The 20,293-nt window shown below is 56.3% G+C and carries 18 protein-coding genes; 14 read left to right on the plus strand and 4 right to left on the minus strand.

From position 1 onward, the window contains the following. Positions 1-190 precede the first annotated feature (190 nt). The 5 genes from rhtA to glnQ all read left to right on the plus strand — a co-directional run bounded on the left by rhtA (position 191) and on the right by glnQ (position 4,441). The gene (gene rhtA / locus H7R76_RS16335) at positions 191-1,078 is read left to right on the plus strand and encodes a threonine/homoserine exporter RhtA (protein WP_106924562.1); all 888 of its coding nucleotides are present in this window, start codon (positions 191-193) and stop codon (positions 1,076-1,078) included. A gap of 292 nt (positions 1,079-1,370) precedes the next feature. Further along, the gene (gene dps, locus H7R76_RS16340) at positions 1,371-1,874 is read left to right on the plus strand and encodes a DNA starvation/stationary phase protection protein Dps (protein WP_106924563.1); all 504 of its coding nucleotides are present in this window, start codon (positions 1,371-1,373) and stop codon (positions 1,872-1,874) included. A gap of 362 nt (positions 1,875-2,236) precedes the next feature. Beyond that, positions 2,237-2,983: a glutamine ABC transporter substrate-binding protein GlnH gene (gene glnH / locus H7R76_RS16345; RefSeq protein ID WP_106924564.1), complete on the plus strand. Its 747-nt coding sequence runs from the start codon at positions 2,237-2,239 to the stop codon at positions 2,981-2,983. Between the two features lie 79 nt (positions 2,984-3,062). After that, complete coding sequence (gene glnP, locus H7R76_RS16350; RefSeq protein ID WP_106924565.1) at positions 3,063-3,722, plus strand: glutamine ABC transporter permease GlnP; 660 nt, start codon at positions 3,063-3,065, stop codon at positions 3,720-3,722. Then, the gene (glnQ, locus tag H7R76_RS16355) at positions 3,719-4,441 is read left to right on the plus strand and encodes a glutamine ABC transporter ATP-binding protein GlnQ (RefSeq protein ID WP_106924566.1); all 723 of its coding nucleotides are present in this window, start codon (positions 3,719-3,721) and stop codon (positions 4,439-4,441) included. Before glnP ends, glnQ begins: the two co-directional genes overlap by 4 nt. A gap of 42 nt (positions 4,442-4,483) precedes the next feature. Here the strand turns inward: glnQ and rlmF are convergent, their stop codons facing one another. Then, positions 4,484-5,410 (minus strand): 23S rRNA (adenine(1618)-N(6))-methyltransferase RlmF, encoded by a 927-nt coding sequence (gene rlmF / locus H7R76_RS16360; protein WP_106924567.1) that lies wholly within the window; start codon positions 5,408-5,410, stop codon positions 4,484-4,486. Positions 5,411-5,506: 96 nt separating this feature from the next. Here rlmF and H7R76_RS16365 point away from each other — a divergent pair, with 96 nt between their 5' ends. The 5 genes from H7R76_RS16365 to ybiJ all read left to right on the plus strand — a co-directional run bounded on the left by H7R76_RS16365 (position 5,507) and on the right by ybiJ (position 10,619). Beyond that, positions 5,507-6,130: a flavin reductase family protein gene (locus H7R76_RS16365; RefSeq protein ID WP_182965838.1), complete on the plus strand. Its 624-nt coding sequence runs from the start codon at positions 5,507-5,509 to the stop codon at positions 6,128-6,130. Between the two features lie 83 nt (positions 6,131-6,213). Next, positions 6,214-6,462, plus strand: a complete 249-nt coding sequence (locus H7R76_RS16370; protein ID WP_106924569.1) for a YdgH/BhsA/McbA family protein — start codon at positions 6,214-6,216, stop codon at positions 6,460-6,462. Positions 6,463-6,734: 272 nt separating this feature from the next. Then, on the plus strand, positions 6,735-9,017 hold the full coding sequence (locus tag H7R76_RS16375) for a catecholate siderophore receptor Fiu (protein ID WP_182965840.1): 2,283 nt from the start codon (positions 6,735-6,737) through the stop codon (positions 9,015-9,017). A gap of 206 nt (positions 9,018-9,223) precedes the next feature. After that, positions 9,224-9,901 carry a PKHD-type hydroxylase YbiX gene (ybiX, locus tag H7R76_RS16380; RefSeq protein ID WP_106924570.1) on the plus strand — a complete coding sequence of 226 codons (678 nt, stop codon included), beginning with the start codon at positions 9,224-9,226 and terminating at the stop codon, positions 9,899-9,901. 457 nt (positions 9,902-10,358) lie between these two features. Continuing rightward, complete coding sequence (gene ybiJ, locus H7R76_RS16385) at positions 10,359-10,619, plus strand: DUF1471 family protein YbiJ (RefSeq protein WP_106924571.1); 261 nt, start codon at positions 10,359-10,361, stop codon at positions 10,617-10,619. 189 nt (positions 10,620-10,808) lie between these two features. Here the strand turns inward: ybiJ and ybiB are convergent, their stop codons facing one another. From ybiB to rhlE, 3 genes are all read right to left on the minus strand, one after another. Beyond that, positions 10,809-11,777 (minus strand): DNA-binding protein YbiB, encoded by a 969-nt coding sequence (gene ybiB, locus H7R76_RS16390; protein WP_182929249.1) that lies wholly within the window; start codon positions 11,775-11,777, stop codon positions 10,809-10,811. Positions 11,778-11,877: 100 nt separating this feature from the next. Further along, the gene (gene dinG, locus H7R76_RS16395) at positions 11,878-14,031 is read right to left on the minus strand and encodes an ATP-dependent DNA helicase DinG (protein WP_182928308.1); all 2,154 of its coding nucleotides are present in this window, start codon (positions 14,029-14,031) and stop codon (positions 11,878-11,880) included. A gap of 96 nt (positions 14,032-14,127) precedes the next feature. Next, the gene (gene rhlE, locus H7R76_RS16400) at positions 14,128-15,510 is read right to left on the minus strand and encodes an ATP-dependent RNA helicase RhlE (RefSeq protein WP_106924574.1); all 1,383 of its coding nucleotides are present in this window, start codon (positions 15,508-15,510) and stop codon (positions 14,128-14,130) included. Between the two features lie 229 nt (positions 15,511-15,739). Between rhlE and cecR the strand changes: the two genes are divergently transcribed. From cecR to H7R76_RS16420, 4 genes are read left to right on the plus strand one after another with little or no spacing between them, the layout of a single operon-like run. Continuing rightward, positions 15,740-16,414 (plus strand): transcriptional regulator CecR, encoded by a 675-nt coding sequence (gene cecR, locus H7R76_RS16405; protein WP_182965842.1) that lies wholly within the window; start codon positions 15,740-15,742, stop codon positions 16,412-16,414. Then, the gene (hlyD, locus tag H7R76_RS16410; protein WP_182968015.1) at positions 16,414-17,409 is read left to right on the plus strand and encodes a secretion protein HlyD; all 996 of its coding nucleotides are present in this window, start codon (positions 16,414-16,416) and stop codon (positions 17,407-17,409) included. The genes cecR and hlyD overlap by 1 nt, the downstream gene beginning before the upstream one ends. After that, positions 17,402-19,141, plus strand: coding sequence for an ATP-binding cassette domain-containing protein (locus H7R76_RS16415; protein WP_106924577.1), 1,740 nt, complete (start codon positions 17,402-17,404; stop codon positions 19,139-19,141). The genes hlyD and H7R76_RS16415 overlap by 8 nt, the downstream gene beginning before the upstream one ends. After that, entirely contained in the window at positions 19,131-20,264 is a 1,134-nt protein-coding gene (locus H7R76_RS16420) for an ABC transporter permease (RefSeq protein WP_106924578.1), read from the plus strand. Before H7R76_RS16415 ends, H7R76_RS16420 begins: the two co-directional genes overlap by 11 nt. Positions 20,265-20,293: the final 29 nt, after the last annotated feature.

Raw genomic sequence — 20,293 nt, forward strand, 5'->3', positions numbered from 1 at the left:
TCGGTTTACTTCGGTAAAAACTGCGCTCATTTTTCCAGACAATTCCTAATTTGACAGACGAAATAATCATCGACTATGCAAATTCTACTCGTTCCGGGGCGTTTTTTTTTCAACAATTCCTCAACCGTAGCCGACTATTTCAATTACACTGCCGCTTTTACCTCTTTTGACAAATACTGACAGGAAAAAGATGTCCAGCACGCCTCGCAAGCTACCGTCATGGTTACCCATCCTCGTTCTCCTGATCTCAATGATCTCTATTCAGAGCGGCGCATCGCTGGCTAAGTCATTGTTTCCTTTAATTGGCGCACCGGGCGTCACCGCCCTGCGTCTGGCCCTTGGCACCCTGATTCTGGTGGTCGTGTTTAAACCCTGGCGTCTACGTTTTGCCCGCGAACAGCGCCTGCCGCTGTTGTTTTACGGGCTGTCGCTTGGCGCGATGAACTACCTCTTCTATCTGTCGCTGCAGCGCATTCCACTAGGCATTGCCGTGGCGCTGGAGTTTACCGGGCCGCTGGCGGTGGCGTTATTCTCATCGCGCCGCCCGGTAGACTTTATCTGGGTGATCCTGGCGGTGATGGGCCTGTGGTTCCTGCTGCCGCTCGGCCAGGACGTGGCGCACGTCGACCTGACCGGCGCGCTGCTGGCGCTGGGCGCAGGCGCTGGCTGGGCGGTTTACATTTTGACCGGCCGCCGCGCGGGTGAAGAACATGGCCCGGCGACCGTCGCGATGGGGTCACTGATTGCCGCCGTGGTCTTTGTACCGTTAGGTGCACTACAGGCCGCCGACGCGCTGTGGCACTGGTCGCTGCTGCCGCTGGGGTTAGCCATTGCCGTCCTGTCTACCGCGCTGCCCTACTCGCTGGAAATGATTGCGCTGACCCGCCTGCCGACGCGAACCTTTGGCACCCTGATGAGCATGGAACCCGCGCTCGCGGCGCTGTCGGGGATGATTTTCCTCGGCGAGACGCTGACGTTAAGCCAGTCGATGGCGCTGGGCGCTATCATTATTGCTTCGATGGGATCAACGCTGACAATGCGACAGGAAAGTAAAATCAAACAGGTTGACGTCAGCTAAATTCTTTTATTATGCATAGTGCAAGCCACTATGCATAATATCCCAGAGAAACTGCATGGATTCTTATTTTATATCAATTAAAATAAATTCCTAAATATATAGCGCACCAGTAACACCAATTAACCAACTGTTTTTAAATAAGTTAATCAATCCAATCACGCTCACTATCATACCTATAGGCAGAATCAGAAAATACCGTCTCGCTCACGGTGCTATACTTGTTTTCGTTAATTCATGAGGACGCAGATACACCCGTCTTTATATGTGTATCGGATCAAGAGGATATATGATTATGAGTACTGCAAAACTGGTTAAAGCAAAAAACGCCCAACTGCTCTATACGCGTAACGACGTTCCGGACGGCGAAAAACAGGCGACCGTTGCGTTACTCAACCGTCAGGTTCTTCAGTTTATCGATCTGTCGCTGATTACCAAACAGGCCCACTGGAACATGCGCGGCGCGAACTTTATTGCCGTGCACGAAATGCTGGATGGCTTCCGCACTGCGCTGACCGATCATCTGGATACCATGGCAGAGCGCGCCGTACAGCTTGGTGGCGTGGCGCTCGGCACAACCCAGGTCATTAATGCGCAGACGCCGCTGAAAAGCTATCCGCTGGATATCTCCAGCGTTCAGGATCACCTGAAAGCGCTGGCCGAACGCTATGCCATCGTCGCGAACGACGTGCGTAAAGCCATTAGCGAAGCGAAAGATGAAGATACCGCTGATATCTTTACCGCCGCGTCCCGCGATCTGGATAAATTCCTGTGGTTCATTGAAGCGAATATCGAATAACCATAGAAAAATCTTATGACCTTCCGGCTCCCCCGCCGGAAGGGCTTGCACCATAAAAGTGCAGGCGTTCGTGCATAATCCCCGCCGAAGTAAATAAATTGTAATAATCACCTCACACAATCGTTAATAAAAGATTGTTTTCCCCCCAGCGTTTGCGCTAAAAAACGCCATACTTAACAACAGACTTTTTGCGCACCACTTTGGTGCCCACCTTTGGTGCAAATGCACTTTTTTCCTGCCGCTTTTGTGCAGACCGAAAAGCATTATTTGTTAAGAAACAACTAATTGCCAAGTTGGCACGATTTTTTCATAAGACGATTGTTCTCGCAGGGGATCGCCCCGTGGATATAAAAGGAAATGCTATGAAGTCAATGTTTAAAGTTTCACTGGCAGCACTCACCCTGGCTTTTGCGGTTTCATCTCAGGCCGCGGAGAAACAACTGGTCGTCGCAACCGATACTGCATTCGTCCCGTTTGAATTCAAACAGGGTAATCAATATGTCGGCTTTGATGTTGACCTGTGGGCGGCTATTGCGAAAGAACTGAAGCTGAATTACACCCTGAAGCCGATGGACTTCAGCGGTATCATCCCTGCATTGCAAACGAAAAACATCGATCTGGCGCTGGCCGGTATCACCATTACCGAAGAACGCAAAAAAGCGATCGACTTCTCCGACGGCTACTACAAAAGCGGCCTGCTGGTGATGGTGAAAAGCAATAATAACGACATCAAGAGCGTGAAAGATCTCGATGGCAAAGTGGTCGCAGTGAAAAGCGGCACAGGCTCCGTTGATTATGCGAAAGCCAACATCAAAACCAAAGATCTGCGCCAGTTCCCGAACATCGATAACGCCTATATGGAGTTAGGTACAAACCGTGCTGACGCCGTGCTGCACGATACGCCGAACATCCTGTACTTCATCAAAACTGCCGGTAACGGTCAGTTCAAAGCGGTCGGCGAGTCTCTGGAAGCACAGCAGTACGGTATCGCCTTCCCTAAAGGCAGCGACGAGCTGCGTGAGAAAGTGAACGGCGCGCTGAAAACGCTCAAAGAGAACGGCACCTACAACGAAATCTACAAAAAATGGTTCGGTACCGAACCTAAATAATTATTCCAAAATCTGATGCAAACTCAGGGGCGGCCTTTCGCCCCTGCTATTTTTGAACCACGGTAACAGGATTATCATCATGCAGTTTGACTGGAGCGTCATCTGGCCTGCCATTCCAATTCTTCTGGACGGCGCCAAAATGACTCTGTGGATTTCGATCCTCGGCCTCGCGGGCGGTATCATCATCGGTCTGGTGGCCGGTCTAGCCCGCACTTACGGCGGCTGGATTTCAAACCACATCGCCCTCGTATTTATCGAAGTGATCCGCGGTACGCCTATCGTTGTACAGGTCATGTACATCTACTTCGCGCTGCCGATGGCCTTCCCGGACATTCGTATCGATACCTTCACCGCGGCAGTGATCACCATCATGATCAACTCCGGTGCGTATATTGCTGAAATTACTCGCGGCTCGGTGCTGTCCATCCATAAAGGCTTCAGCGAAGCAGGCCTGGCACTCGGCCTGTCGCGTCGCGAAACCATTCGCCATGTGATTATGCCGCTGGCCGTTCGTCGTATGCTGCCTGCATTAGGCAACCAGCTGATCATCAGTATCAAAGATACGTCGCTGTTTATCGTTATCGGTGCAGCCGAGCTGACCCGCAGCGGCCAGGAAATTATCGCCGGAAACTTCCGCGCGCTGGAAATCTGGACCGCCGTCGGCGTTATCTACCTGATCATCACCCAGGTACTCAACATCGTGCTCCGCATTCTTGAAAGAAGGATGAAAATCCTGTGATTGAATTTAAAAACGTTTCTAAGCACTTCGGCCAAACCCAGGTGCTGCACAACATTGACCTGAACATCAAACAGGGTGAAGTGGTGGTCATTATCGGACCATCCGGTTCCGGTAAATCCACCCTGCTGCGCTGCATTAACAAACTCGAAGAAATCACCAGCGGCGATCTGTTCGTTGATGGTTTGAAAGTCAACGATCCCAAAGTTGACGAGCGCCTGATTCGTCAGGAAGCCGGGATGGTGTTCCAGCAGTTCTATCTGTTCCCACACCTGACGGCGCTGGAAAACGTGATGTTTGGCCCCACCCGCGTACGCGGTCTGAACAAAGATGAAGCGGAGAAACTGGCGAAAGATCTGCTGGCGAAAGTGGGGCTGGCGGAACGCGCGCACCACTACCCTTCCGAGCTGTCCGGCGGCCAGCAGCAGCGCGTGGCTATTGCCCGTGCGCTGGCGGTGAAGCCGAAAATGATGCTGTTTGATGAGCCGACCTCAGCGCTGGACCCGGAGCTGCGTCATGAAGTGCTGAAGGTCATGCAGGATCTGGCGGAGGAAGGGATGACGATGGTTATCGTTACCCACGAAATCGGCTTTGCTGAGAAAGTGGCATCGCGCCTGATCTTTATAGATAAAGGCCGGATTGCCGAAGACGGCAACCCGCAGGAGCTGGTGAAGAACCCACCGAGCCAGCGTCTGCAAGAGTTCCTGCAGCACGTTTCCTGATAGCACGCCGTTTATCCCGCCGGGATAAACGGCGTTTTTCTTTTAGCGTTTACGCGCCAGAAAACGGCGGCGCTGTTCGTCATCCATAAACGACCACGCAATAAAGCGGCTCTGCTTCTGCCCCTGCGACATCTCTTTTTTCACCACCTTCACCGCACCGACGTCGGTTAACGCCCGGTACAGCGGCGGCAGGTTTTCACCTTTTGACACCAGCGATGTGAACCACATGACCTGGCGGGCAAAGCCTTTACTCTCAGCAATCATTTGCTTAATAAAAGCCACCTCACCGCCTTCGCACCACAGTTCCTGCTGCTGGCCGCCAAAGTTCAGCGCATCGTCACGCTCCTGCCCCAGATTACGGCGCTTACGCTCGCTACCCGCGCGGGCGGCAGCGGCAGAATCGTGGAACGGCGGATTACACAGAGTCGCGTCGTACTGTTCGTTTTTGTGGATGATACCGTTAAACATCGCGGCACCGTCTTTCTGACGACGCAGGCGAATCATGCGGTTCAGCGACGGGTTTGCGCTCAGGATAGCCTGCGCGCTGGCAAACGCCTGAGGATGGGTTTCACTGCCGGTAAAGCGCCAGCCATACTCGTGCGCACCAATCAGCGGATAAATACAGTTCGCACCCACGCCGATATCCAGAATACTGGCTCCCTTGACCACATTGCCGCTCTCATCGCTGAGCAGATCGCCCAGATGATGGATATAGTCGGCGCGCCCCGGCACCGGCGGGCAGAGGAACCCGTCTGGAATATCCCACTCTTTCACCCCGTAGAAATGGGCCAGCAGCGCTTTATTCAGCGTTTTCACCGCCTGCGGGTCGGCAAAATTCACGGTTTGCTCCCCGGCCGGGTTGAGGATAATAAAATCGCTCAGCGCGGGGCAGGCCTGACGCAGCGCGTCCAGGTCGTAGCGGCTGTGATGGCGGTTGCGCGGGTGCAACCCCGGTTTTTGGCTACTCATGACTTTCTCCTGTCGTAATGCGCCGTAAGATACCCGTTGACGGCGGCGCGGTAAATAAGGGAGTCTGGATTACCGCTTCTTAATTATGGGTACGTCATGTACTTTTATCAGCCTTCTCACGACCACGGGCTGCCTCATGACCCGCTAAACGCCATCGTCGGGCCACGGCCTATTGGCTGGATCTCTTCCGTTGACGTCGAAGGGCGGCGCAACCTTGCCCCCTACAGCTTCTTTAACTGCTTTAACTATCGCCCGCCGATTATCGGCTTTGCCAGCAGCGGCTGGAAAGATAGCGTGCAGAATATTATGGAAACCAAAGCGTTCGTCTGGAATCTGACGACCCGTGATTTGGCGGTGGCGATGAATGAAACCTCCGCTACCCTGCCCCACGGCGAGGATGAATTTGCCCGCGCCGGGCTGACCGCCGCACCGAGCCGTCTGGTCAGCGCGCCGCGCGTAGCGCAGAGCCCGGTCAACTTCGAGTGTCGCCTCTCGCAGTGCATTCAGCTAACGGGCGCCGACGGTACCGCCGTCGATACCTGGCTGGTGCTGGGTGAAGTGGTCGGTATTCATATCGATGAATCGCTGCTTGAGGACGGCATCTATCAGACCGCCCGCGCACAGCCGGTCCTGCGCGCGGGTGGGCCCTCCGCCTACTACACCATCGATGAGCGCCATCGCTTCGATTTAATTCGCCCGGATGCCCGTCGCGATAAATAAAAAACAGCCACGTCGGTGGCTGCTTTTTCCTGCCCGCCGCCTACAATTAAGGTATTCCCTGTTGCTTTCAGGAGGGGATACAAATGCACACCTTTCACCTGCTTTTCGCCGCCGCGTTCCTCGCTACAACCACCGTCTGCGCCCAATCCGCTCCTGCTCCAGGCGTTCCGTTTCGCCCGGTGGGTACCGTAACGGCCAGCGGCGCCAGCAACCTTGACGATCTTCAGCAGCAGTTGGCCAAAAAGGCGCACGAAGCTGGCGCGATAGCCTTTGTCGTTGACGTAGCCGGCGGAAAAAACAAGCTGTTCGGTTCTGCGACGTTGTACCGGTAAACGGCCATCGTGAGCGGATGGCTTGACACCTCCCTCAGGGCCATTCGACTGAATCGTGTAAACTTTATGTATAAAAAATGAAGAAACTGTAAATCAATATATTTATTTTTCTGCCAATGAGTGATAAAAAGTCACAAGACTTGATAATGCTTATCAAAATCATTATCAAATTCATTTAATAAATTTTAAGCAACCTGCAGTGGCAAAGGGGACGAGACGATCCCTACTGTCATTTTTTTAATGGCTTTTTAAATTATAAGATGCTCATTGATATGGAAAAAAATCGCACTACTCCGTTTGGCAGCTTTCGTTCTCTCACCTTCTTTACCGGGCTCTGTATCGGCCTGACCCCCGCCGCCCAGGCCGATGAGGGGAAAGAGAAAAACGCGGGTGATACGCTGGTTGTTGAAGCCCAAACTCCGTCCCTGTATGCCCCCACTCAATCGGCCGACCCGAAATTCAGCCGTCCAATTGCGGATACCACCCGCACCGTCACGGTGATTTCTGAGCAGGTGTTGAAGGATCAAGGGGCGACAAACCTGACCGATGCGCTGAAAAACGTACCGGGCGTCGGGGCTTTCTTTGCCGGTGAAAACGGCAGCTCGTCAACGGGCGACACCATCTACATGCGCGGAGCCGATACGTCTAACAGTATCTATATTGACGGTATTCGTGATATTGGCAGCGTGACGCGCGACACATTTAACACCCAGCAGGTGGAAGTGATCAAAGGCCCCTCAGGGTCCGACTACGGGCGCAGCGCGCCGACCGGTTCGATCAACATGATCAGCAAACAGCCGCGCCTGGACTCCGGGATCGATGCCTCCGCCAGCGTCGGCAGCGCATGGTATCGTCGTGGCACGCTGGACCTGAATGAAGCGATCGGCGAAACCGCCGCGGTGCGTTTAAATCTGATGGGTGAAAAAACCCACGATGCCGGGCGCGATAACGTTAAAAACGAGCGCTACGGTATTGCACCGTCCATTGCGTTCGGCCTCGGCACGCAAAACCGTCTGTACCTCAACTACCTGCACGTGACGCAGAACAACACCCCGGACGGCGGCGTGCCAACCGTTGGGCTGCCGGGCTACTCCGCACCCAATGCCGCCACTTCGGCGCTGAATCACTCAGGTAAAGTGGACACCCATAACTTCTACGGCACTCGCTCCGACTACGACGACTCGACCACCGATACGGCGACGATGCGTTTTGAGCACGACTTCAACGACACCACCACCCTTCGCAACACTACCCGCTGGTCGCAGATCAAGCAGGACTATATGATGACGGCGATGATGGGGGGGGCCACGAACATTACTCGCCCAAATCCAAATAACGTCGACACCTGGACCTGGACACGTAACATCAATACCAAGGATGTGAGCAACAAAATTCTCACTAACCAGACCAACCTGACCTCGAAGTTCTCTACCGGCGCAATCGGCCACGATATCAGTACCGGGGTAGAGTTTACCCGCGAACAGCAGACCAACTACGGTGTGTATCCGTTTACCGCTCCGGCAGTGAACCTCTATCACCCTGATAGCAGCATTTCTCTGGGCAGCCTCCAGCGCAGCGGCGCCAATGCGAATGGTCAGACCGATACCTTCGGTATCTACGCCTTTGACACGCTGCAAATTACCCGTGATTTTGAGTTGAACGGCGGTATCCGTCTGGATAGCTATCGCACCGAGTACGACAGCGCATCGCTGTGCGGCGGCACTGCCCGCGGCGCGGTAGCTTGCCCCGCGGGCGTCGCGAAAAATTCACCGGTCACCACCGTTGACGCCAGCAAATCGGGCAACCTCGTGAACTGGAAGGCCGGTGCGCTCTATCACCTGACGCAGAACGGCAACGTTTACGTTAACTACGCTATCTCCCAGCAGCCTCCGGGCGGCAGCAACTTTGCCCTGGCCGCTGGCGGTACGGGCAACAGCGCCAACCGCACCGACTTTAAACCGCAGAAGGCGAAAACCAGCGAAATTGGCACCAAGTGGGAAGTGCTGGATAAACGCCTGCTGCTGTCGGCCGCCCTGTTCCGTACCGACATTGAAAACGATGTCGAAGCTAACGACGACGGCACCTACTCACAGTACGGCACTAAGCGCGTAGAAGGCTACGAGCTGTCCGTTGCCGGCAATATCACTCCAGAATGGCAGGTGATTGGCGGCTTTACTCAACAGCGTGCGACGGTACGTGCAGGCGCGAACGTCGCGCAGGATGGCAGCACTTCTCTGCCGTACACGCCGGAGCACGCCTTCACGCTGTGGAACCAGTATCAGGCGACCGATGCCCTCTCCGTGGGCGCAGGCGCTCGCTATATTGGCAGCATGCACCGCGGCTCCGATGGTGCGGTGGGCACGCCGTCGTTCACCGAAAGCTACTGGGTGGCCGACGCCAGACTGGGCTATCGCGTCAACAGCAATCTCGATCTGCAGCTGAACGTCTATAACCTGTTCGATACCGACTATGTGGCTTCCATCAACAAGAGCGGCTATCGCTACCATCCGGGCGAACCACGCACCTTCGTACTGACGGCGAACGTTCATTTCTAAGGCATCATGTGGGGCGCTGGCCTAATGCTGGTCAGTTAAGGCGTTGAATTCAGGAGCAGGAACGGTAGGCCGGATAAGGCGTTTACGCCGCCATCCGGCAATCAGCGCGCAGTGTGCCGGATGGCGCTTTGCTTATCCGGCCTACGAATCTCGCTTAACTGACAGGCATTGAGGCACAGGCCCCACTTTTTTCAGGAGAGACTCCCATGATGTACCGTATTCCCGGCGTATTGAGCACCGATGAAGTTCGTCATCTTGTTGCCGAACTTAACCAGGCACAGTGGATTGATGGCCGGGCGACCGTGGGCGCACAGGGGGCGCAGGTGAAGCATAATCAGCAGGTCGATACCCGCAGCGAGCGCTATCGGGCACTGCAGGCCCTGGTGCAAGAAGCGGTAAACCGCCATTCGCTGTTCTTTGCCGCCGCGCTGCCGAAAACCCTTTCCAGCCCGCTATTCAACCGCTATCAGCAACAGGAAACCTACGGTTTTCACGTCGATGGCGCGGTGCGCCAACACCCCGAAAGCGGCTGGATGCGTACCGACCTGTCCGCCACCCTGTTTTTATCCGATCCGGAGAGCTATGACGGTGGAGAACTGATCATCAACGACACCTTCGGGCAGCATTCGGTGAAGCTTCCGGCAGGCGACCTGGTACTTTATCCCTCCAGCAGCCTGCACTGCGTCACGCCGGTCACGCGCGGCGTGAGGGTAGCATCGTTTATGTGGATTCAGTCGATGATCCGCGACGATAAACGCCGCGCCATGCTGTTCGAACTGGACCGAAATATTCAATCGCTGAACAGCCGTCACGGTGAGTCGGAGGAGGCACTTTCCCTGCTTAATCTCTATCACAACCTGCTGCGCGAGTGGTCTGAGATCTAAACAGGCGAGTATTTCTCAAAATATATGAAGAAGACGCGCCGCAAAAAATACCGCCGGCGGCCATGAAAAAGGCCGCGCCAGACAACTTGATAAACGACAGATAAAAGTTTACATTCACCGCCTGTATGAGAATATAATTCCAGAACAGGCCCAACAACCCAGCTTTTATTACAAATCCATACCGCAACATACAGAGCAATCGATTATCTTTACGAGCACGCTTTTTGGCAAAAAAAGTAGCAAATTGTGCCTTCGATCCCCCCGCTTCCGCTGGATTCAACGCAAACACATTCATGATGTGAATATTTTATTAATAATCAATAAATTAATAATCATTCAATTTTTTTGAGCATGGTAATCAATTCTCTTCGATTTATTCCGCCAAATAAAAACGTGATACTTATCACATCGACGAAAACATCGTCCCCTGTACGACATAACCTGCGAGAGATTAATTATGAAAACCATTAAATATGCTGTTGCTGCCATCGCCCTGTCTGCCCTGTCCTTTGGCGCTTTCGCTGCCCAGCCTGTTACCCAGGCTCAGGCACAAAAAATGAACGCAATGGGTACCGTGTCCGTTGACGGCGCGACGACTCTGGATGGTATGGAAGCTCAGTTGGCGCAGAAAGCTGCCGCTGCTGGCGCAACCGGCTACTCCATCACGTCTGCTAACACCAACAACAAAGTTAGCGGTACTGCGGTTATCTATAAATAATCGCCACCCTCTGTTATACCCCGTGAGCTGACCTCTCGCGGGTGCTCCAACCCTCATTGACTTGTTGATACCCTTTTTTGCCCGGCCGCCACGCCGGGCTTTTTTTTGCGTGGAATTTACGCAGGAAGGCCGCTTGCGCGGTATAAGACGAGCCGGGCTATGCCCGGCTCGGGAGGACAGCCAGCGGGTTTAATAGGCGAGCGCGACGCGGTCAAGGCCGTCTTCAAGCGAACTGACCTCTCCGGCCGCCAGCAGGCAACAGGCCAGCTGAATTTTCAACGACTGCGGCACCGGCTCGACGCCCGCCACGCAGCGTTCGATCCACTGCGCCGTGGTTTGCGGATCTTTCGCCGCTGGCAGCGCCACAATCTCTTCGCACTGCTCACTCTGACGCGCGTTAATGACCCGTGCGCCCTGCGCATCAATCAATGTGATTTGCGGGCAGCGCTGCGGATTAGCATAAACTTCGCCCTCGGTGCCATGCATCAGCAGGCTGCGCCCGCCGATATCGGCAAAGAATTTTGCGACTTTGCCCACGTACTCCGGATGCGAGACGCTGGACAAGCGCAGCGCCGCGTCTTCGGCAAACGGCGTCGCCAGCTTGGCCAGCGTATGCGCACTGTTGCGCACGCCAAGCTGCCAGCGCAGATTCAGCTGCCGTTCCAGCGGCGGGCACAGCGCGCCAACCGGAATATAGACCGGCTGGTGGCCATCCAGCTTTGCCTGCGCCTGCCCGGCATGACGCGTCGGCTCAATGCCCAGCAGCTCAAAGATGGTCTCACTGATGACCCGCGTCGGATCTTCGCTGACCCCGTGCACCACGACCGGAAAACCGAGCTTATGCAGCAGCATCGCCAGCAGCGGCGTCAGGTTGGCCTGCTTGCGCGCGCCGTTATAGCTGGGAATGACAATCGGCATCGGTTTACCCGCCGGCGGCGTCAGGCGCATGGTTTTCTGCTGCACGGCCTCATAAAAACCAAGCATCTCCGCTTCGCCCTCCCCCTTAATGCGCATGGAGAGCAAAATCGCGCCCATTTCCAGATCCGGAACATCACCATCAAGCATTTGGGTGTACAGGCCGCGCGCGATGTCCTGGTCCAGGTCACGCGCATGATTTTTTCCACGACCGATTTCTTTGATGATTTTGCGATAATCCATTTACTGCTCCTTTGCTCGTCGTCGCCAGATAAGCGCAGCGCATCCGGCAATGTGCGGCGGCCGCCTGATGGCGCTATGCGTTTCAGGCCTACACACCGGGCTAGCGTTTTTTACGGCGCGGTGATTTTGGCTTAGCCGTGATAGCTTTCTGTTTAACTTCCGGCACTTCCGGACGTTCAATCGGGAAAACCGGCAACGCATCCAGTAAACGCTTACCGTAGTTTTTGGTCAACAGCCGCTTATCGTAGATGATCACTTCGCCCCAGCAACCGTGGCTACGAATCAGTCGCCCCACCTGCTGAATCAGATTAAACGATGCGCTGGGCAGACTTTGCACTTCAAAGGGGTAGCGATTGAGACTTTTCAGCCATTCGCCTTCGGTGATCACCACCGGGCTGTCGATCGGCGGGAAGGCGATTTTATGAATATGCACCTGGCTTAGCAGCTCACCTTTCAGATCCAGCCCCTCCGCAAAAGATTGTAGCCCAACCAGCACGCTGCGCTCGCCGCTCTCAACTCGCTTGCGATGGAGTTCTACCAGCCGATAGCGCGGCTGATCGCCCTGCACCAGCAGCATCAGACGTAGATCGGTCACGTGCTCAAGGAAACGCTGCATCGCGCGGCCGCTGGCAAACAGCACCAGCATACCGTGATGCTTTTTGCTCTCGACCTGCTGGCGAAAATAGGCCGCCATTTCGGCAATATGCTGCTCTTCGTTATCGATCAGCGGCTCAAACTGCATCTGTGGAATGACGATTTTACCCTGCTCGACGTGGTTAAACGGCGAATCCAGCGCCACGAAACGATCGCCTGCTTTTTCTCTCAGCCCGCTCATCTCCTGCAGGCGTGAGAAGCTATTAAGCGAACGCAGCGTTGCCGAGGTGACAACAATATGCGGCACGCTGCGCCACAGCAGGCGCTCAAGCTGTTCGCTGACGCGGATACCTACGCAGTGGAACCAGACGTGCATCTGCCCATCGCGCAGATCGCGGGTAGCCCACTTGGTGACCGGCGCCCCCGATGCCTGGGAAAGCGACGCCAGACGCCACAGCTTGCTCTGGGATTCAAACATCCCCAGCGCGCGGTTCATCTGCAAAATCACCCGATGCAGGCGCACAATATCGTGACTGCCGGTTTTCTCGCTGAGATCGTTTAAGAACAGCTCCGCCAGCCCGCGCAGCATTTCGGTGAGCTTGGCCAAACGCTGGCAAATTTCCATCACTTCGTCGGGCAGCTCGCCCATCGGGAATCGGTGCTCGGCTTCCTGGGCTGCGGGTAGATACAGATTAAGAATGTTATTCAGCGACGCGATAAGCTCGTACAGCTCTTCACAATGCGCGGTAAGTCGCTCCGGCAGCGCCAGCGGCGGCGTGGTTTTCGGGCGGAACTGCTCCATGCAGGTGGCCACCAGCTTACTGAACAGGTCGAGCTGTAGGCGATACCACGGTGCGGTAATCTCGGCGCTCATCTCCAGCGCGTCGCGGGCGACGTCCGGCAGATGGTGGCCTTCATCCAGCACCAGCAGCAGGTTTTTCGGCTCCGGCAGCACCGCTTCGCTCTCCATTGCCGCCATGACCAGCGCATGGTTTGCGACCACGACTTCAGCCTCCTGAATCTCGCGGCGCGCGACGAAGAACGGGCACTCGCGATAATACTGGCAGTTACGGTTCAAACAGCTGGCTTTGTCGGTGCTCAGGCGACGCCATAAATCATCGTCAATCGCGATGTCGGTATGGTCGCGCAGGCCGTCCCACTTGTAGCTGTCGAGATCGCCCTTCAGCTTCGCGCAGCGCTTCTGCTCTTCCTGGTTATTGGGCGTCAGCTCATCGTCGAGAAAGGCCAGCAGATCCTGCTGGTTTGGCTCGCTGCTGGCGAGCGCCGTCAGGTTACGCGGGCATACGTAGCGGCCGCGACCAAAGGCGGCAGTGAAGCGCAAATCGGGGATAATTTTGCGCAGCAGCGGTAAATCTTTACTGTAGATTTGATCCTGTAACGCCACGTTGGCGGTGCTGACCACCAGCGTTTTCTGTTCTTCGCGGGCGATAGCAATACCGGGAATCAGGTAGGACAAGGTTTTCCCGACGCCGGTAGGCGCTTCAATCGCCAGATGTCGCCCGTCTTCTCCGGCAAGCGTTTTAGCGACGTCCGCAATCATCTGCCGCTGCGGCGCACGGGGGATAAAGTCGGGGATCTGTTCCTGAAGCGCCTTGTACCAGGCGGCGATTTGCGCTTTCAGCGCAGCGGTCAAAGCCATGAGAAAACCTGAGATACTGTATAAACAGCCACTATTGTGGCACTTTCTGTACGCCGCCGCAAAAAAGAAAGCCCGGCTTTCGGCCGGGCTCGCAGTTTACTGCGCTGCTGCAGGTTTACGCGGGCGGCGAGGTGGACGCGGCTTATCGCCTGCTGGTTTACCCTCCGCGCTGCGCGGTTTGGCTTTCGGCGCGCCGCCGTCGTTACGACGCGGCTGCTGTTGGCTACGCCCTGCGCCCTGCCCCTGACCACCCTGGCCGCGACCACGGCCGCCGCCGTTACCGTTGCCATTGCCGCCACGCTGCTGGCGACCGTTCTGAATCGGCTCCGCTTTGATAGACGGATCCGGCTCGTAGCCCGGCAGCGCAATGCGCGGAATTTCTTTCTTCAGCAGACGTTCGATGTCGCGCAGCAGTTTGTGCTCATCAACGCACACCAGCGACAGCGCTTCACCGGTCGCGGCCGCGCGGCCGGTACGGCCGATACGGTGCACGTAATCTTCCGGCACGTTCGGCAGCTCGTAGTTCACGACGTGCGGCAGCTCTTCAATATCTAGGCCACGCGCGGCGATATCTGTCGCCACCAGCACGCGGATATCGCCGGATTTAAAATCGGCCAGCGCGCGCGTACGCGCACCCTGCGATTTGTTACCGTGAATCGCCGCGCTGCGGATACCGTCTTTATTCAGCTGTTCCGCCAGGTGGTTTGCGCCGTGCTTGGTACGAGTAAATACCAGCACCTGCTGCCAGTTGCCTTCGCCGATCATCTGCGACAGCAGCTCGCGCTTACGTTTTTTATCAACCATGTGAACGTGCTGCGTTACCTGCTCAGAAGCCGTGTTACGACGCGCCACTTCAATCTCGAGCGGGTTGGTCAGCAGTTTTTCTGCCAGGGCTTTAATGTCGTCGGAGAAGGTAGCGGAGAACAGCAGGTTCTGGCGCTTCGCCGGCAGCTTGGTCAACACACGACGGATGTCGTGGATGAAGCCCATGTCGAGCATACGGTCAGCTTCGTCCAGCACCAGGATTTCTATCTGATCGAGCTTCACGGCGTTCTGATGTTCGAGATCCAACAGACGCCCCGGCGTAGCCACCAGCACGTCAACGCCGCCGCGCAGCTTCATCATCTGCGGGTTGATGCTGACGCCGCCGAACACGACCAGCGAACGGATGTTCAGGTAACGGCTGTATTCACGCACGTTTTCACCAATCTGCGCCGCCAGCTCACGGGTTGGCGTGAGGATCAGCGCGCGCACCGGGCGACGGCCCTTGACGTGCGGCTCACGGGAAACCAGCAACTGCAGCAGCGGCAGGGTAAAGCCTGCGGTTTTACCGGTGCCGGTTTGGGCGCTGGCCATCAGGTCGCGGCCCTGCAGTACCGCAGGAATCGCCTGCTGCTGGATGGGGGTGGGTTCGCGGTAACCTTGCTCAGCAACGGCACGCAGAATGTCGGGGTTCAGCCCGAGAGAATCAAAAGACATAAGTACTCCACACCCACCCCGACCGCATGCGGTGTAGTTTTCGAGGGGAGAGAAAAACAGGGGAATGACAAAAACCACAATGTCATGAAGGGGCGGAGTGTAGCAGTTTTTGTGATGCACCGCATAAATTATCCCCTTCACGCGGTAAAACAAGATTATTCACCACGCTGGACAAGATGGAAAACCCGGCATAACCTTAATCAATCGTTTGATTAATTCTGGTGGCATCATGAATCCCACTCCGATTACCAGCAAAGGCGAACAGGCGAAAAGCCAGCTGATTGCCGCCGGACTCGCCCAGTTTGACGAGTACGGCCTGCATGCGACCACCCGCGATATCGCCGCGCTGGCCGGGCAGAATATTGCCGCCATCACCTATTATTTTGGCTCAAAAGAAGATTTATACCAGGCCTGCGCCCAATGGATTGCTGATTTTATCGGCGAAAACTTCCGGGCTCACGCCGAAGCCGCTGAACAGCTATTCGCCCAACCGCAGCCGGACCGAGAAGCCATACGCGCGCTGATCCTCCACGCCTGCCGCAACATGATTTTACTGCTGACTCAGGATGACACGCTGAACCTGAGCAAATTTATCTCACGCGAGCAGCTGTCGCCGACCGCCGCCTACCAGCGGATTCACGATCAGGTGATTGCCCCGCTGCATGCGCATCTGACCCGACTGATTGCCGCCTATACCGGCTGCGATGCCAGCAGCACGCAAATGATCCTCCACACCCACGCCCTGCTGGGGGAAGTGCTGGCGTTTCGCCTGGGGCGGGAAACGATTCTGATGCGCACCGGCTGGACACAATTTGACGCCGACAAAGCCGAGCAAATTTTCGCGGTCGTTACCTGTCATATCGATTTCATTCTGCAAGGATTAACGCAAAGGAGCCTGAAGTGATGAAAAAACCGGTGGTCCTTATTCTGGCCATAGCGCTCATCGTCGCGCTGATTGGCGGTGGGACGTGGTGGTATCAGAGTCGGCAGAATAACGGCCTGACCCTGTATGGCAACGTCGATATTCGTACCGTCAACATGAGCTTCCGCGTTGGCGGGCGTCTGCAATCGCTGACGGTCGACGAGGGCGATGCGATTAAGCAGGGCCAGACGCTTGGCCAACTGGATAAAGCGCCGTATGAAAACGCGCTGCAGCAGGCGAAGGCGAACGTCGCTACCGCCGAAGCGCAATACGATCTGATGATGGCCGGCTACCGGGCAGAAGAAATAGCCCAAGCCGCCGCGGCGGTAAAACAGGCGCAGGCTGCCTACGATTATGCGCAAAGCTTCCTCCAGCGTCAGCAGGGGCTGTGGAACAGCCGTCTGTTGTCGGCTAACGATCTGGCCAACGCGCGTTCTTCCCGTGACCAGGCGCTGGCGTCGCTGAAATCGGCACAGGACAAGCTCAGCCAATACCGAGCGGGTAACCGGCCGCAGGAGATCGCTCAGGCAAAAGCCAACCTCGAACAGGCCCAAGCCCAGCTGGCGCAGGCAATGCTCGATTTACATGACACGACGCTCACCGCACCGTCCGACGGTACCCTGCTCACCCGCGCGGTTGAGCCAGGCAGTATGCTCAGCGCGGGCAGCACCGTGCTGACGCTGTCGCTGACCCGCCCGGTGTGGGTACGCGCCTATGTGGACGAGAAGAACCTCAATCAGGCCCAGCCGGGGCGCGAAATTTTGCTCTATACCGACGGCCGCCCGGACAAACCGTACCACGGTAAAATCGGTTTTGTTTCCCCGACCGCCGAGTTTACGCCCAAAACGGTAGAGACCCCGGACCTGCGTACCGATCTGGTTTACCGCCTGCGCATTATCGTCACCGACGCCGACGACAGCCTGCGCCAGGGGATGCCGGTCACGCTGCGCTTTAGCGATGAGTCGCGCCATGAGTGATAGCCAGATTCAGCTGCGCGGGCTGGTCAAACGGTTTGCCGGCATGGATAAGCCAGCGGTCGCCCGGCTGGACTGCACGATCAACGCCGGCTACGTGACCGGTCTGGTCGGGCCGGACGGCGCGGGAAAAACCACGCTGATGCGCATGCTCGCCGGGCTGCTGAAGCCGGATGAGGGCAGCGCGACGGTGCTGGGGCTGGACCCGATTGCCAACGATAGCGCCCTGCACGCGGTGCTCGGCTATATGCCGCAAAAATTCGGCCTGTATGAAGATTTAACGGTCATGGAGAACCTTAACCTCTATGCCGACCTGCGAAGCGTGACCGGCGAAACGCGGGAAAAGACCTTCGCGCGGCTGCTGGAGTTCACCGCGCTGGGGCCTTTTACCGAACGCCTGGCGGGTAAACTCTCCGGAGGGATGAAACAAAAGCTGGGACTGGCCTGTACGTTAGTCGGCGAGCCAAAGGTGCTGCTGCTGGATGAACCCGGCGTTGGCGTCGACCCCATTTCGCGCCGCGAGCTGTGGGAAATGGTGCACGAGCTGGCGGGTGATGGAATGCTGATCCTCTGGAGCACCTCTTATCTTGATGAAGCCGAGCAGTGTCAGGACGTGCTGCTGATGAACGAAGGCGAACTCCTGTATCAGGGCGAACCTACTGCCCTCACCCGTACCATGGCCGGACGCAGCTTTTTAATGCACAGCCCGCAGGAAAATAACCGCAGGCTGCTGCAGCGCGCGTTGAAGCAAAGCGCGGTCAGCGACGGGATGATTCAGGGGCGTTCGGTGCGCGTGATCCTCAAAAAATCGGCCAGTGCCGATGATTTGCGCCGGGCACCCGGCATGCCAACGCTGGAAATAGAAGAGACCACGCCGCGCTTTGAAGATGCATTTATCGATCTGCTCGGCGGCGCGGGGACCTCAGAATCGCCGCTGGGAGCCATTCTGCATACCGTTGACGGTTCGCCGGACGAAACGGTCATCGAAGCCAAACAGCTGACCAAAAAATTCGGCGACTTTGCCGCAACGGACCACGTCAATTTTGCGGTCAAGCGCGGGGAAATCTTCGGCCTGCTGGGTCCGAACGGCGCGGGGAAATCCACCACCTTCAAAATGATGTGCGGTCTGCTGGTGCCAACCTCCGGCAACGCGCTGGTGCTGAATATGGATTTGAAGGTCAGCTCGGGTAAGGCGCGCCAGCATCTGGGTTATATGGCGCAGAAGTTTTCGCTGTACGGCAACCTCACGGTCGAACAAAACCTCCGTTTCTTCTCCGGCGTGTACGGCCTGCGCGGCCGCGCGCAGAATGACAAAATCGACAGCATGAGCAACGCCTTTGGCCTCAAAGCGATCGCTCGCCACACCACCGACTCACTGCCGTTAGGCTTTAAGCAACGCCTGGCGCTGGCCTGCTCGCTGATGCACGAACCGGACATTCTGTTTCTCGATGAGCCAACCTCAGGGGTTGACCCCCTCACCCGTCGTGAGTTCTGGCTGCACATCAACAGCATGGTGGAAAAAGGGGTGACGGTGATGGTCACCACCCACTTTATGGATGAGGCCGAGTACTGTGACCGCATTGGCCTGGTGTATCGCGGTAAGCTTATCGCCAGCGGCACGCCGGACGATTTAAAAGCCCAGGCCGCCGACGCGCAGCAGCCGGACCCGACCATGGAGCAGGCCTTTATTACGCTTATCAACGACTGGGATAAGGAGCACGCCAATGAGCGCTAGAGGGCTGTCGTGGCGGCGCGTGCGCGCGCTGTGCGTCAAAGAGACGCGGCAAATCGTCCGCGATCCCAGCAGTTGGCTGATTGCCGTGGTGATCCCGCTGCTGCTGCTGTTTATTTTCGGTTACGGCATCAACCTCGATTCCAGCAAGCTGCGCGTCGGCGTACTGCTTGAACAACAGAGCAAAGAAGCGCTCGACTTCACCCACACCTTAACCGGTTCGCCCTATATTGATGCCACCGTGAGCGATAATCGTCATCAGTTGATTGAGATGATGCAGGCCGGACGCATCCGCGGCCTGATCGTGGTTCCGGTTGATTTTGATAAGCACATGGCGCGTGCGGGTGACAACGCCCCCATTCAGGTGATCACCGACGGCAGCGAGCCCAATACGGCTAACTTTGTGCAGGGATACGTCGAAGGCATCTGGCAAATCTGGCAGAAACAGCGCGCCGAAGACCGCGGCCAGGAATTTGAACCGCTCATCGATGTACAAACCCGCTACTGGTTTAACCCGGCGGCCATCAGCCAGCACTTTATTATCCCCGGCGCCATTACCATCATTATGACGGTGATCGGCGCAATTCTGACCTCGCTGGTGATTGCCCGCGAGTGGGAACGCGGCACCATGGAGGCGCTGCTTTCAACCGAAGTCACCCGCGTCGAGCTGCTGCTGTGCAAGCTCATTCCTTACTATTTCCTCGGTATGCTGGCCATGCTGCTGTGCATGCTGGTGTCGGTGTTTATTCTCGGCGTGCCGTATCGCGGTTCGCTGGTGGTGTTGTTTTTTATCACCAGCCTGTTTTTACTCAGCACCCTCGGCATGGGCCTGCTGATCTCGACGATTACCCGCAATCAGTTTAACGCCGCGCAGGTGGCGCTGAACGCGGCGTTTCTGCCGTCGATTATGCTGTCCGGGTTTATTTTCCAGATAGACAGTATGCCGGCCGCGATCCGCGTGGTGACCTATATCATCCCGGCGCGTTATTTCGTCAGCACGCTGCAAAGCCTGTTCCTGGCGGGAAATATTCCGGTCGTGCTGATTATCAATACGCTGTTTTTAATCGCTTCGGCGGTGATGTTTATTGGCCTGACGTGGATGAAAACCAAACGTCGGTTGGATTAACTCTGGCGCGTTTTTTGCCCGGTGACGCT

The sequence above is a fragment of the Klebsiella sp. WP8-S18-ESBL-06 genome (assembly GCF_014169755.1).
Taxonomy (GTDB): Bacteria; Pseudomonadota; Gammaproteobacteria; order Enterobacterales; family Enterobacteriaceae; genus Kluyvera; species Kluyvera ascorbata_B.

Excerpts from the sequence above, each read along its gene's own strand:
- H7R76_RS16420 (WP_106924578.1), top strand. The coding sequence starts at position 19,131 with ATGAGCGCTAGAGGGCTGTCGTGGCGGCGCGTGCGCGCGCTGTGCGTC.
- rhlE (WP_106924574.1), bottom strand. The coding sequence starts at position 15,510 with ATGTCTTTTGATTCTCTCGGGCTGAACCCCGACATTCTGCGTGCCGTT.
- rhtA (WP_106924562.1), top strand. The coding sequence starts at position 191 with ATGTCCAGCACGCCTCGCAAGCTACCGTCATGGTTACCCATCCTCGTT.
- H7R76_RS16365 (WP_182965838.1), top strand. The coding sequence starts at position 5,507 with ATGTACTTTTATCAGCCTTCTCACGACCACGGGCTGCCTCATGACCCG.
- H7R76_RS16415 (WP_106924577.1), top strand. The coding sequence starts at position 17,402 with ATGAGTGATAGCCAGATTCAGCTGCGCGGGCTGGTCAAACGGTTTGCC.
- dps (WP_106924563.1), top strand. The coding sequence starts at position 1,371 with ATGAGTACTGCAAAACTGGTTAAAGCAAAAAACGCCCAACTGCTCTAT.
- glnH (WP_106924564.1), top strand. The coding sequence starts at position 2,237 with ATGAAGTCAATGTTTAAAGTTTCACTGGCAGCACTCACCCTGGCTTTT.
- dinG (WP_182928308.1), bottom strand. The coding sequence starts at position 14,031 with ATGGCTTTGACCGCTGCGCTGAAAGCGCAAATCGCCGCCTGGTACAAG.
- hlyD (WP_182968015.1), top strand. The coding sequence starts at position 16,414 with ATGAAAAAACCGGTGGTCCTTATTCTGGCCATAGCGCTCATCGTCGCG.
- H7R76_RS16375 (WP_182965840.1), top strand. The coding sequence starts at position 6,735 with ATGGAAAAAAATCGCACTACTCCGTTTGGCAGCTTTCGTTCTCTCACC.
- ybiB (WP_182929249.1), bottom strand. The coding sequence starts at position 11,777 with ATGGATTATCGCAAAATCATCAAAGAAATCGGTCGTGGAAAAAATCAT.
- glnP (WP_106924565.1), top strand. The coding sequence starts at position 3,063 with ATGCAGTTTGACTGGAGCGTCATCTGGCCTGCCATTCCAATTCTTCTG.
- cecR (WP_182965842.1), top strand. The coding sequence starts at position 15,740 with ATGAATCCCACTCCGATTACCAGCAAAGGCGAACAGGCGAAAAGCCAG.
- ybiX (WP_106924570.1), top strand. The coding sequence starts at position 9,224 with ATGATGTACCGTATTCCCGGCGTATTGAGCACCGATGAAGTTCGTCAT.
- rlmF (WP_106924567.1), bottom strand. The coding sequence starts at position 5,410 with ATGAGTAGCCAAAAACCGGGGTTGCACCCGCGCAACCGCCATCACAGC.
- ybiJ (WP_106924571.1), top strand. The coding sequence starts at position 10,359 with ATGAAAACCATTAAATATGCTGTTGCTGCCATCGCCCTGTCTGCCCTG.
- H7R76_RS16370 (WP_106924569.1), top strand. The coding sequence starts at position 6,214 with ATGCACACCTTTCACCTGCTTTTCGCCGCCGCGTTCCTCGCTACAACC.